This window comes from Sporosarcina sp. P1 (assembly GCF_002743155.1).
GTDB classification, from domain to species: domain Bacteria; phylum Bacillota; class Bacilli; order Bacillales_A; family Planococcaceae; genus Sporosarcina; species Sporosarcina ureae_B.
In genome coordinates this window covers 143,701-157,218 of sequence record NZ_PDYS01000006.1, presented here as the reverse complement: position 1 = coordinate 157,218, position 13,518 = coordinate 143,701, and the positions used below count along the sequence as shown (strand labels likewise).

Here is a 13,518-nt window from a genome sequence, read left to right as displayed (position 1 = left end):
GAGCGATTTCACGAAGACTTTCATTACCTTCAATGTATCGTTTAACCGCTTGAATCTTATCTTCTACATGAATTTTTCTCACTTGAACCACATCCTTTTCCTTTGAATGTGTCCAAGTTTTGGGGTGCAGTTCAGTTCTGGAGGGCTCGCGGTGAGCCAACTAGTCACTTCGTTCCTTTAGTTGTCTCACCTGTCGAGCTGATCCTCCCAGAGTCGCCGCCTTCCACTTACGATCAACTAGTTTTCATTTCTAATTATAGTAAGTGAAAGTGAAGTTACACGAATTATATAATGACGTTATCATAATCTCCTTGTAGGGATTGGAGTGGAAGCAGGGGCCACGCCCTCAGGAAAGCGTCCCCTGCTGGAACTCCAATCCCCAAGCCCAATTTAACTTTATATATATCCACATTAAAAAAATCTCCCCATTCACGGGGAGATTTTTTCTATTGCAGGAATAATACGATACTCTGCTGCATATCTTGTAATTGTTGCAGTTTATCCGCATTCCATTGCACGACAGTGACGAAACTGTTCATGAGGAAATGGGCAATCATCGGGGTCAGCAGACGCTTGGTCTTGTAATAGACGAAGGCGAACGCGAGACCTGGCATTAAGTACATCAGCAAGTGTTGCAACTCACCGTGCACAGCTGCAAATACGAGGGCGCTGACAATCGCAGCGACCCAGAAGTTCGTCTTTGTGTACAAGCCACCGAAGATAATCCGACGGAACACAACTTCTTCAAGGAACGGTGCAAACAACACCATGGCAAAAATGATAATAGGAGCGGTTTTTGAGATATTCGACAATAACTCTGTGTTCTCGGAACCAGCGGTCACACCGAACACGGACTCAATCGCGGCGCCTACAATCTGTCCAGCCATGGCAAGGAAGAAACCGAGTACTCCCCATAGAAGAACGCTTCCGAATCCAGAAGGCTTTCCTTTAAATACAGGTAAGAACTTTTTATTTCGTAACAAGAACGCGGCGATTATGAGTGCTGCGACACCTTGCGTGATAAATAACGTCCAGGCGAAACCTTGAGAAACGGCTTCTACTTTAGACAAGCCTTTGCCGGTAAAGTACACAATTAATTCAGGGGCAAGAAAAATGCTGGCAATCTGCAGCAACACATACGACATGAAAATCATTAGAGCAACAACCCAGTTTTTCACGGTGCACAACCTTTCTTTCATACATGTTGACTAGTTTAACGCGAAAAAAGACGTTTTGCAAAAGAAGAAAATGTCGAACGCTTTTACTTGCAATTATGTGTGAAATTCTTTAATATAAGAGTTGTGTTAGCACTCGACATAAGTGAGTGCTAAGAAAATTAAAAACTACACATTATCTCGAGGAGGTTGTTTCATTTGTTGAAACCACTAGGTGACCGTATCATTATCGAATTAATCGAAGCAGAAGAAAAAACATCAAGCGGCATTGTTCTACCGGACTCTGCGAAAGAAAAGCCACAAGAAGGAAAAGTTATTGCTGCTGGTACAGGCCGTGTTCTTGAGAACGGACAGCGCGTCGAACTAGAAGTAACTGAAGGCGACCGCATCATCTTCTCAAAATACGCAGGCACTGAAGTGAAGTATGAAGGTACTGAATACTTAATCCTTCGTGAAAGTGACATTCTTGCAATTATTGGATAATTAATTTAAAAGTTAAAGTAGTAGAAAAATAGAAAACTCTGGAGGGTATCAAATACAATGGCTAAAGAACTTAAATTTAACGAAGATGCACGTTCCGCAATGCTCCGCGGTGTAGATACACTAGCAGACGCTGTAAAAGTAACACTTGGACCAAAAGGTCGTAACGTCGTACTTGAACGCAAATTTGGTTCACCACTTATCACAAATGATGGTGTAACGATCGCAAAAGAAATCGAGCTTGAAAATGCATTCGAAAACATGGGCGCAAAGCTTGTAGCTGAAGTTGCATCTAAGACGAATGACATCGCAGGTGACGGAACAACAACAGCAACTGTTCTTGCACAAGCGATGATTCGTGAAGGATTGAAAAACGTAACAGCTGGCGCAAACCCGGTCGGTATCCGTAAAGGTATCGAAAAAGCGGTAATCGCAGCAGTAGAAGGCCTTCAGAGCGTTTCCGATGAAATTGAAAGCAGACAAGAAATCGCACAAGTTGCGGCTATCTCTTCTGGAGACGAAGAAGTCGGCGAGTTGATTTCACAAGCGATGGAGCGCGTAGGTAACGATGGTGTCATCACAATCGAAGAATCTAAAGGCTTCATTACAGAACTTGACGTAGTAGAAGGTATGCAATTCGACCGTGGCTACGCATCTGCTTATATGGCAACAGACACAGACAAAATGGAAGCAGTACTTGATAATCCATATGTCTTGATTACAGATAAGAAAATCAACAACATCCAAGAAATTCTTCCTGTGCTTGAGCAAGTTGTTCAGCAAGGTAAACCATTGTTGATTATCGCAGAAGACGTTGAAGGTGAAGCTCTAGCTACACTAGTTGTCAATAAACTTCGCGGTACATTCAACGCAGTAGCAGTTAAAGCACCAGGCTTCGGCGATCGCCGTAAAGCTATGCTTGAAGACATCGCTATCCTAACTGGCGGTCAAGTGATCACAGAAGATCTAGGACTTGATCTGAAATCTGCTGACCTTACTTCATTAGGACGAGCTGCGAAAATCGTAGTAACAAAAGACAATACAACAATTGTAGAAGGTAGCGGTGACGCAGGTTCTATCGAATCACGCGTTGGCCAAATTCGTTCACAGTTGGAAGAAACAACTTCTGAATTCGACAAAGAGAAATTGCAAGAACGTCTAGCTAAACTAGCTGGCGGTGTAGCGGTTATCAAAGTCGGAGCTGCAACTGAAACAGAGTTGAAAGAGCGCAAACTTCGTATTGAAGACGCATTGAACTCCACACGTGCAGCAGTAGAAGAAGGAATTGTATCTGGTGGAGGTACTGCACTAGTTAACGTCTACAAGCAAGTAGAAGCATTACTTGAAGATACTGAAGGCGATGTATCTACTGGTATTAAGATTGTACTTCGTGCACTTGAAGAACCAGTACGTCAAATCGCAACGAACGCGGGCCTTGAAGGTTCTATCGTAGTAGACCGCTTGAAGCGCGAAGAAGTCGGCATTGGCTTTAACGCAGCAGAAGGCACATGGGTAAACATGGTAGAAGCAGGTATCGTAGATCCAACGAAAGTAACTCGTTCCGCACTACAAAATGCAGCATCTGTAGCCGCTATGTTCTTGACTACTGAAGCTGTTGTCGCAGACCTACCAGAACCAGCAGGCGGCGGTGGAATGCCTGATATGGGCGGTATGGGTGGAATGGGCGGCATGATGTGATAAAAACTCTATACCCTTGTTAAATCAAGGGTTAGAGCATGTTTTATCATATCGTGGTCATTTTATTGGTCATAAGCGCCAGTAAATCACTCTAAATATGAAGGTCTTTCATCAATTCACTGAATTGTTGAGAGGCCTTTTTCTAGTCATCGTGTAAGATGTCCGTAAATTTCATTCGTTATTGGAATCGAAGTTTTGTATTGTTCCTCCAGATGAAGGGGAGGTACAGCGATTAAATGTTATACAATGCAGTGGTAGTGTGCAAGGGTGGATAGAAAACGTCATGGCACCACTTTACGATAATCCAAAAGCGTTATTTCCTGTAATATCATCGTTTGCATCTGTGCTCTTCAAACCGCATGATCTAACGCCAATACTTGTAGATATTTCTGGCGTATCATCGAGTGGTAAAACAAGCGTTCAAAAAGCATGTGCAAGTGTTTGGGGGAAGCCGAGTGAATATATAAGTTCCATGTTAACAACAAAAATAGCTATTGAGCGTATGGCAGCATTTTTAAATGCATTCCCCTTAATCCTTATGACACGAATACAGCGCACGATCCAAAAGCGTTACAGCAGATGTTCTATATGTTTGGCAAGGGTACAGGCAAGATGAGGGGCAGTTTAGACGGTAGTAGAGGGACGAGTAACTGGCAGTCCGTGTTCATCACGACTGGTGAAAACAACATCCTAGAATATACGAATTCACAAGGAAGTGCGGCACGAGTTATTCCGATAACCAACTTTAAATTTATTAATAAAGAAGCCGATTATTTCACTTCTTTAAATCAAAATGTAGAGATGTATTACGGGAGTATAGGCTTGGAGTTTATTAAGCGATGGACACAGCATAGTAAACGTTTTGAGGGGCGTTTTGCCGAACTCGCTAAGGTACTATCAATCGTCAGCAACAAACAACAACGTGATGCGTAGAATTGCCTTACACTTTGCATTTGTCGTCTTTATAGCGGAAGTACTCAATGATTTATTTAGGTCTGAAGGTATGAAAATTCCAGTAGAAGAATTTGCCGAATTATTTTTAACGATTTGCTCTGAAAACAGTCACGTAGATCGAGCGAAAAACGTGCTAATCGATATACTTGAAGAACTAGAGGCAAATCGTAGCCATATCTATGCCGATTTTGAGCCTACAAATGGAATACATGCCATCGTAAATGCGAATGGGCTTTTCTTGACGATTGACTATTTGAAAAACAAGTTACAAGTAGACGCGAAACAAATAAGAGAAGCATGGAAAAATCAGCAGTTTACAGTACGGCAAAAGAATAACGCCAAAGCAGTAGATTATTTATCAATCACTCATAAAGGTCAATCGTTCCGTGTCGTGCAATTGAGTCCACAGTTTTTAGAAGAACAGGGCTTCAATTTTTCTAGAAACCGTTTTTAAAATATGGTAGGTTGTAAAGTGTATTTTTGTAATTATGTAATTGATAAATGATGAAGCCAGTATTACCAAAGGTTTGAGAATAACAAAACCAATGACAAAAAATATGTTGCTAGAAAAAATGACAAATTAAACGAAAGAGGATTACAAGCTAAATGACAACTTGTAATCCTCTTTTTTCGTTGGTATGACAATGTTTATCGGCTGAAATGACAAAGTTACAAGTTTTTAGTTGTAAACATACGATTTATTTTTGATTAAAGGTTACATAATGGATTCGGTAATTTCTTTGCTTTACTTAAATTAATTGGTAGTATAGTAATAGGTATATTTGCGTGTCAAAAAGAAAAATATTACTAATAAGTTTTATTAAGATAGTTAAAAGATGAAACTTGATTAGTTCAAATTAAAGAAAGGAGCCCACTAAATGAATCAAGAAGATGGGCTTGTTGAAATTATTGAGCCAGAGGTTAAAAGTAAATTGTCTAACACTGATTTGTTACTAGGAATACCAATAGAACCTATAAAAAGGTTACAAGTTATTTCTCATGATGATTTCGAGGATTTTGTTCGAGAGTGGGTTTGTGGTTATTTAAAAGAAAAATATATAAAGGTTAGACGACCCGGTGGAGCTGGTGATAAGGGAAGAGATGTAGTTGCATTTTTAACGTATGACGATAGAAAGAATGTCATTTGGGATAATTACCAATGTAAGCATTACAATTCAGCCTTATCAGCGAGTGACATCTTAATTGAGCTTGGGAAATTATGCTACTATTCATTTAAAGGAGCATATTCGGTACCGAGGAAATATTATTTTGTGTCACCCAAAGGCATTTCAACTAAGCTAGCGGAACTAATAGACGATTCGGAGGAATTGAAGAAACAATTGATTTTAAAATGGAATAAAAATTGTCGATCTAAGATAATAAGTGGAGAAAATATTGAATTAGTTGGAGAATTACTTTTTTACGTAGAGAATTTCGACTTTTCTATTATTAATGATATTGATCCGCAGGTATTAATTGAACAGCATTCTGAGACAAGATATTTCTTTTATCGATTCGGAGGTATTCAAAAAACTCGCCCTGAGCCAGTAAAACCACCAATGAATATAAATGATAATGAAATGCTGTACATAAGGAAATTACTCAAGGCATATTCAGATCATCATAAATCTAACATTGATGAAATTAATAAACTTAAAAATCATACAGAATATTATAATCATTTTAATAGACAAAGAAAAAGTTTTTATTCTGCTGATTCGCTAATGATGTTTGAAAGGGACACACTTCCTCCGGGTCTTAATGCCATTAATGATTTGAAAGAAGAGGTTTTAGATGGAATTATTGATACCGTAGAATCAGAATTTGATGACGCTTTTAAGCGAGTGAAGGAAGTATGTAAAGTGGCTAGAAGCCTTAATACTCCTAGTTATCCTTTGAATAGTTCGATAAAAGGTAACGATTTAGCGGGTTTATGTCATCACTTGGCCAATGAAGATGAAATATGCTGGGTGGTGGAAGAATATGACTAACTATGGAATTAAAGATTCTACAAATACCTTTAACTCTCCATTTGAAGTTGGTTTGAGAACACTAATAATTCTTGCTTTTAGCTCGTCGGAAAAATTGGATTTACAAAGAATTATTTACTACGACTACTTAGTTGTTCATACCAAAGATGTAGGTGCTAAGAATAGTCCTCCGTCATTACATCCTGATACACCACACAGATCTGGTGAAATAATTGTAAAGAGACAGATTGTGCAACAAGGTTTGGAATTGATGTACAGTAAAAGCTTGTTGGATATTATATATGATGAAAATGGTATTAGTTATTCCGCTACCAAATTAACAGTACCCTTTCTAGATTTGTTTGAATCTACTTATTTCCAAAGTATAAAAGAAAATGTTTTCTGGGTCGATGATTATTTCAGTAAGTTCACAGAATTTGAATTAACTCAATTTATGGATCGTAACATTGAAAAATGGGGTGGGGAATTTATGTATGAATCTTATATTAGGAGGGGGTTTGATTGAATAAAAAAGGTTTTTTTATAAAGAGATTAAGCTTAACAGGAAGCAGTGGAATTAAATCTGAAGTGGAATTTGAAAAAGGTCTAAATGTTATTGTTGGACCAACTAATACAGGGAAGTCTTATATATTTGAATGCATTAATTTTATGCTTGGTGGTAAAGATACACCTGATGAAATAGAAGAGGCTAAGGATTATGAGACAGCTTATTTAGAAATAGAAAGTTTTGAAGGAAGGACTTACACATTTGAAAGATCTTTGGCTGGAGGAGGAATTAAGAAATACAATTGTGCATTATCTGATGTAACAATAACCTCTAAATACAAGGAACTTTCCCCTAGACATGGGGTTAATAATAAGAGTCTTTCTGAATTTTTATTGAGTTTATCAGGATTTAAAGAAACTGATTTACTCGTTAAAAAGAATCAAAAAAATGATTTGCAAAAATTCACCTACAGAAGTTACAATGATTGGATCTTAATTGATGAGATAACAATAATAACTAAAAGGTCTCCAGTGGAATCTGACAGTAATCAGACTAAAACCGCAAAGGAATCAGGTTTTAATCTGATTTTAACAAACAAAGATGATAGTGAAAAGGTAAAAAAACATACTGATATTGTTAAGAAACCAAAGTATGAAGCGCAAATTGAAATGATTGATAAAATTATTAGTGAATTAGAATTGAATATATCAACAAACGAAATATTAGAATCACAAGATGATCTTGTGATGCGTATTAAAGAATTAACAAAAGTTAAATTGGGGATTAAAAATGAAATTGATGAACTTTCTAATTTAAGAAAGAAAAGGTGGAATGAAATTCAACGTTATGAGACAAAAGTACTTACTTTGAATGAATTGCTGAAAAGGTTTCAATTACTAAGAACTCAATATGAAACGGATAAAAAAAGAATTACTTTTTTACTAGAAGGAGAGTACTACTTTTCTTTGTTAAACTTTGAAAAATGTCCAACCTGTAATCAAACTATTAATAGTAATGAAGAATCAGCTTGCTCTCATCTAGAATTGGAACAAAAAAGAGAATCTTATAATATGGAATGGAATAAAATACATCATTATCAAGAAGATCTTACTAATACTATTGAAACGATGGAAGAAGAAGTGGGCGTGCATAACGATACTCTAAATAAATTAGAATATGATTATGGAGAAATAAGTAGGGTTCTAGATGAAGAGCTAGAGCCAAAGTTTATGGGAATTGAAACAGAAATCTTCAGCATAATTGAGACACAAAAAGCTATAGATGAGGCGCAACAAAAGGAAAATACTTTAAACACAATATTAAGTCAGAAGAAAGGTTTACTAAGTTTACTTGGAGAGGAATCGGAATCTCAAAATGAGGATATAGATGTTATTGACTACTCAGCTTACTATAATGATCTTTGTATTAATATTAAGTATTATTTAAAGGGTTGGAACTATGAAGGACATGATAAAGTAGAATTCAATGAGAAGAATAAAGATATAGTAATATCAGGTAAACCCAGAAAGTTATTTGGTAAGGGGTATCGTTCGATTTCATACAGTGCATTCGTTTTAGGGGTGATGAGGTATTGTAACTCTAAAAACTTGCCGCATCCAGGCTTTGTAGTACTAGATTCTCCTGTAACTTCTTATAAAGAGGAAGATAGTGACGATGATAAGTCATCAGATGAGGTACAAGAAAACTTCTTTAGATTTTTAGCGGAAAATTCACAAAGCAGTCAGGTCATAATTTTAGAAAACAAAAAACCTTCCAAGGAAATTAACAAAATAAATTTAATCGAGTTTACGAAAAGTGATATTAGTGGAAGATATGGATTTATTACAAGTGGAGAAATGAATGACGATCAATAATCAAACATTTGAACTGTCATTATTGGACGACTTTATAAGTTAGTAAGCGTAAAATGCCAGTGTGAAATTCGAATTCAATGTTGTACAGGCATACATACAAGTGTAAAGTTTACAGTAATTAAAGGAGAGAACCGAATGGGTGTACCACTTCAATTAAGTCATAGCGACCAGCAAATTCAATTTCTTAATAAAGAATATGGAATAATGGGTTTTACAGATTATACACCTGTGATATGGGAAGAACTTTCAAAGGTTAATTGGTATGTAGATGAAAAAAAGTTTGTAAACGATGAAAAAACATATATTTATACTGGATCAAATCATTTTGGGGAAAGAAAAAGCTTACATCAAATTGTGATGAAGTTATGGTACGGTGAAGATGCACTAGATGCAGCTTATATTAAAAAATATATAGTGGAGCATCACAATAATATGGCTTTTGATTGTCAAATTAAAAACTTGTCTTTTGCTTCTAATGATCTCAATTTAACTAAAGCTCATTCTTTTGATAAAACTCAACCCCGACTATTACAGCAAGCGGCCGTGAATTTTTATAAAGACTTTAAAACTCAGCAATACCAAATAACTATTGCATTCACAGGTAACTTTACGTTAGTTCATAACAAAAAATCAATTTGTATTGAACGATTATATTTAGTCTACGACAATAACTTTCGAGTCGTGTATACGGATGCTAATAGAATTGTAGATGAACTTTTAGAAGCAAGTAAAATTGATTTTAAACTATTGTCTTACAAATATCTTTCTTATAAAGAAGCGGAAATTTATATTCCTAAAAATGATGAAGAAATTAAAGGGATACAATTTTCTACGAATGAACAAGGAGAACCTATTATGATTGTGGGAAAGGAAGCAAGTGGGAAAATTTTCTTTAATAGCATTCCACCTAACCAAGAGCTCTTTAACAAAAAATATGAAATATAGAACTTACTCGGCTGTAATAATCAATTATAAAAAGTGAAATGCGAGTTTATTTTACCTTTTTTGCCGAATTTCTAGTGTTGACTATATTAATTAATAAATAGGATTTGAAGTGTCAGGTATATGTGCACAGAACTACTTAGAAAATGCACTATAATAAAATTGAAATCAGATATCTACGTGGGTGTCTGATTTTTAGTGTATGTTTATTCGGGTGTATAAATGGCATTCTGCACTGAAGCTCTCATAGATACTAAATCAAACTAATATTAAAATGAAAGAGGGAGATTCTTTTGTATAAAGGAATGAATTGGTTTAAAAGCGATCTTCAAATGCAAACACCGGGTGATAGTATAAACTGGCTTAAAGATGATCCATGTTATATAGATGGTAATTCATCAGCAGAGGATGTAATTAAATCAGTCGATGATTATTTAAGACGATGCCATGAAGTGGAACTTGAAATAATAGGTATAACCGATCATAATTTTATTGGTAGAATCTATCTTCAAAAACTAATAGAAAGAAATGGCATTATTGCAGGTGAGTTAGATAGAAAACCAATAGTTATTTTTCCAGGCTTTGAAATTGAGATTTCTCAAGGAATCGGCGTTCATTTCTTATGTCTATTTGATCCCTCCACCCCTCTACAAGTCATAGATGACATAGTAACCACTTTAGGGCTCCCTTCTACAAGGAGGGTTGAATCAAACAGGGTTATACCTTCCAATAAAACTTTTGATGAATTGTTAAGAATAGTTCAAGAGGACCCCCATCATAACGGTATTGTAATTGCTGCGCACCCATTGTCAGAGAGTGGTATATTGAATGATCGCTTTTTAACGGAACATTTTCAGCAGTACATATTAAAAGATCCTAGGCTATTGGCAATAGAAATTCCACTTCCATTAAATTCACTTTCTGCAGGTTGGAGAAGATTATTAAAATCCGGTAATGATTGTCATCCGGATTGGAGAAGAGAACATCCTATTGCGACAGTAATGTCCTCGGATTGCTATAGTCTTAATGAAAGTGATAAAGGATATATCGGGAAAAGACATTCTTGGATAAGAATGTCGGATTTCACAATTGAGGGATTAAGACAATCAATGAGGGATCATCACTCTAGGATTCTCTTGCAGGAGGAATGTCCGGACAATAGCAAGAATTTTGGGCATATAACATCTCTTAAAATTGAAAATGTTGCTTTTCTTGAAGATAAAGAGATACATTTTTCTCCTGATTTTAATTGTATTATTGGCGGTAGAGGCTCTGGTAAATCCTCAATTCTCGAATATATAAGGTTATGCACAAACTTCGAATATACAGATTCAGGTTTGGAAAACTTTGATAGAATTAAAAACACGATAGACTCAAATTCAAAACTCCAATTGACATGGGAAGGTGTGAATGGACAAGATATTTTTGAGTACGACTTTCACAGCAAGAGAAGTAAAGTTATGCGAGATGAAGAGGTAATAGATGAAGACACTATATTTAAAAGGCTAGGAATACAGATTTATAGCCAAAGGCAGATAACTAACATAGCTAATAAAACCGAAAACTTAATCCCTATTATTGATCAAATATCAGGGGAAGCAATAAAGACGTTAAATAGTGAAGAAGAAAGTCTAATGGATGAAATACGTGTATATCAACAAGAATCAAATAAGCTTACGAGAAAGTTAAAAGAAAGAAGAATTATTAATCAAGAGATAATAGAGTTACAAAAACAATGGGATTCATTTATTGCTGTTAAAGAAGAAAATAATAAGAGATTAGAAGCACAAGATGCAAGACGATATTTGGAGCAAGTCCAAACAGATAAGAATCAAATTATGGAAGAATGGAATTCACATTTGGAGATAGTTGAGAAACATCATGTTAGGTTGGATTTAACGGATAAAAGTTGGGTCAATCAGGGCTTCTTTAATAATTTAGATGAAAGTATTTTTGAAGCGAAAAAAGGCTTAGCTGCGAAAGTTAGGTTAGCATTAAAAGAGTTCTCAGATACTATAATTGAAGAAACGAGTGATAATGAAGCATATCCAAATGTTTTAACAGACTTAGAACGAGCAGATACAGACTTTTTATCTGCTTGTGAGAGGGAGGGCTTGAAGCCAGAAGAGTTGGAAATATTGGAGGGGGTAAATGACCAAAAGAACATTAAACAGTTAAAGTTAAATGAATTGGATGATGAAATCCTGGAATTATATGAAAGCGAAGAAAAACTAAAAGAATTATTCAATAGCCTTTATGAAGTTTGGGATAAACAAACGATAGTTAGAAAAGAAAAAGTAGATATTATATTGAATAGTAATGCAGTGCCAAAGTTATCCCAAAATAATCAACCTTTTATATCAGTGGATATAACGAGTATGAATGATATTAATGATTTCTTTCTTCACTGGAATTCCATAAAAATCAATAGGACAACAAGATTGGGGAGAAATTGGACGGAAGTCGGTGAAATAATATTCGATCAGTTTAAAAAAAGTACAGAATTTAGAACTCCATGGGATGTATTAATGCACTTCGGAAAGAGTGAAGTAAATCTATTGGATAAATTAGAGGGGTATTTTGACCAGTTGCAAGAATTATTGAATACAGAGCACGAATGGGATGAATTAATGCTTAAAAGGGTTAACGATCAGATTGATGTAACTTTATTTAGAGAAGATGGGACTAGGGCAGGGTCTTTATTAGATAACGGTTTATCGGATGGGCAAAAAAACACTGCAATTCTTACATTGTTATTTGCAGATGGTACAAGTCCTATTATTATTGATCAACCAGAGGATGAATTAGATTCAGACTTCATTTACAATCAATTAGTCCCGTTAATTAGAAATATTAAGAATAATCGACAAATTATTATATCATCCCATAATGCTAATTTACCGGTTAATGGAGATGCGGACTTAATATACGCACTAAAAACAGATATGGGGCGTGGAGTACTTAGACAACAAGGTGGGTTAGATCGAGAGGCAGTTAGAGAAGGGATATTGGATATCATGGAAGGTTCTGAGGAGGCATTTAGAAAAAGGAAGGAAAAATACTTCTCATAAATTATGACTTCTTTTCTAATAATGTCATTCAATTTTTTTAATGTGTAAGATTCATTGATCTGTAAAACTTTAGAAACTCTATGGATTCTTATGAGCATAGTTTTCTCTTACCTTTTTTATTGATGTTAGTAGGCTGTCTTCTGAATAAGGACATTGCTTATAGGCTAAAGAAAGTAGGTCAATCTGTAATCATAAAAGTACTTGGCATGATTGTTTTCGTATCTTATCCATTTTGTCAATCTGTCTTACAAGAATCGGTTCTATAACTCTGATTTTTAATTCCATGTTTATCGCCTGTTTTATTCTAATAATGAACACAAAGTTACTGGAAGTCGCGAAAACAGTGAGAAAGAGCATAAGGGAAAACTGCCCCCAAATTCTTTGTGGGACTAGGCAGAGCCTAGTGTTTTCATGGGGACATGATATTTCATTTTAGGCACTCTAGCGTGACAACTTTTTTGCCGTTTAGGCACGCTAGAGTGACACTTTTATTTTGACGTTAATTCATACTTGCATATAGAAATATTCACTGTAACTTCTTTATTTCTCTCAGGATACGCTCTAACATTTTTGTTGTTTCAATGCTGTCATTCATTACAGTTTTTAAACATTGAGAGTTCAATTCGAGTCGATCAGATAGTCGCTTTTCATGTTGAGTGATGTGTAATTGGTTCACGATTATTGTTAGTTGCATAGATAGAAATGTGTCTCTTGAAATACCAGAACCTAAGAGTTCGTGGTCAATTTTATCAATTAAATTAACGTCCACATTTTTAATAGTGAGGTCTGTTACACTTGGTAATTCCGTTAATTCATTTTTCAAAGTAGAACACTCCTTTTAATATT

The 13,518-nt window shown here is 35.6% G+C and carries 12 protein-coding genes; 10 read left to right on the top strand and 2 right to left on the bottom strand.

Annotation, left to right across the window (positions count from 1 at the left end; genetic code table 11):
* Positions 1-446: 446 nt before the first annotated feature.
* A complete protein-coding gene (locus CSV73_RS08680) occupies positions 447-1,178 on the bottom strand; it encodes a CPBP family intramembrane glutamic endopeptidase (protein WP_158232316.1) in 732 nt (243 codons plus the stop codon).
* 195 nt (positions 1,179-1,373) lie between these two features.
* Between CSV73_RS08680 and groES the strand changes: the two genes are divergently transcribed.
* The 10 genes from groES (at position 1,374) to CSV73_RS08630 (ending at position 12,672) form a co-directional block, all read left to right on the top strand.
* Positions 1,374-1,658 carry a co-chaperone GroES gene (groES, locus tag CSV73_RS08675; RefSeq protein WP_085131887.1) on the top strand — a complete coding sequence of 95 codons (285 nt, stop codon included), beginning with the start codon at positions 1,374-1,376 and terminating at the stop codon, positions 1,656-1,658.
* 57 nt (positions 1,659-1,715) lie between these two features.
* Positions 1,716-3,353, top strand: coding sequence for a chaperonin GroEL (groL, locus tag CSV73_RS08670; RefSeq protein WP_085131886.1), 1,638 nt, complete (start codon positions 1,716-1,718; stop codon positions 3,351-3,353).
* Positions 3,354-3,534: 181 nt separating this feature from the next.
* Positions 3,535-3,969, top strand: a complete 435-nt coding sequence (locus tag CSV73_RS16945; RefSeq protein WP_099627218.1) for a DUF927 domain-containing protein — start codon at positions 3,535-3,537, stop codon at positions 3,967-3,969.
* A complete protein-coding gene (locus CSV73_RS08660) occupies positions 3,942-4,286 on the top strand; it encodes a hypothetical protein (RefSeq protein WP_143560937.1) in 345 nt (114 codons plus the stop codon). The genes CSV73_RS16945 and CSV73_RS08660 overlap by 28 nt, the downstream gene beginning before the upstream one ends.
* Complete coding sequence (locus tag CSV73_RS08655; RefSeq protein ID WP_143560936.1) at positions 4,276-4,761, top strand: hypothetical protein; 486 nt, start codon at positions 4,276-4,278, stop codon at positions 4,759-4,761. Before CSV73_RS08660 ends, CSV73_RS08655 begins: the two co-directional genes overlap by 11 nt.
* Positions 4,762-5,185: 424 nt before the next feature.
* Positions 5,186-6,298: an ABC-three component system protein gene (locus CSV73_RS08650; RefSeq protein ID WP_099627215.1), complete on the top strand. Its 1,113-nt coding sequence runs from the start codon at positions 5,186-5,188 to the stop codon at positions 6,296-6,298.
* Positions 6,291-6,803 carry an ABC-three component system middle component 2 gene (locus CSV73_RS08645; RefSeq protein WP_099627214.1) on the top strand — a complete coding sequence of 171 codons (513 nt, stop codon included), beginning with the start codon at positions 6,291-6,293 and terminating at the stop codon, positions 6,801-6,803. The genes CSV73_RS08650 and CSV73_RS08645 overlap by 8 nt, the downstream gene beginning before the upstream one ends.
* Entirely contained in the window at positions 6,800-8,659 is a 1,860-nt protein-coding gene (locus CSV73_RS08640; protein ID WP_099627213.1) for an AAA family ATPase, read from the top strand. Before CSV73_RS08645 ends, CSV73_RS08640 begins: the two co-directional genes overlap by 4 nt.
* A 135-nt stretch (positions 8,660-8,794) precedes the next feature.
* Entirely contained in the window at positions 8,795-9,604 is an 810-nt protein-coding gene (locus CSV73_RS08635; protein WP_099627212.1) for a hypothetical protein, read from the top strand.
* 290 nt (positions 9,605-9,894) lie between these two features.
* Positions 9,895-12,672, top strand: a complete 2,778-nt coding sequence (locus tag CSV73_RS08630) for a TrlF family AAA-like ATPase (protein ID WP_099627211.1) — start codon at positions 9,895-9,897, stop codon at positions 12,670-12,672.
* Positions 12,673-13,198: 526 nt separating this feature from the next.
* Here CSV73_RS08630 and CSV73_RS08625 read toward each other — a convergent pair.
* Positions 13,199-13,495 (bottom strand): hypothetical protein, encoded by a 297-nt coding sequence (locus tag CSV73_RS08625; protein WP_099627210.1) that lies wholly within the window; start codon positions 13,493-13,495, stop codon positions 13,199-13,201.
* Between the last annotated feature and the right edge of the window lie 23 nt (positions 13,496-13,518).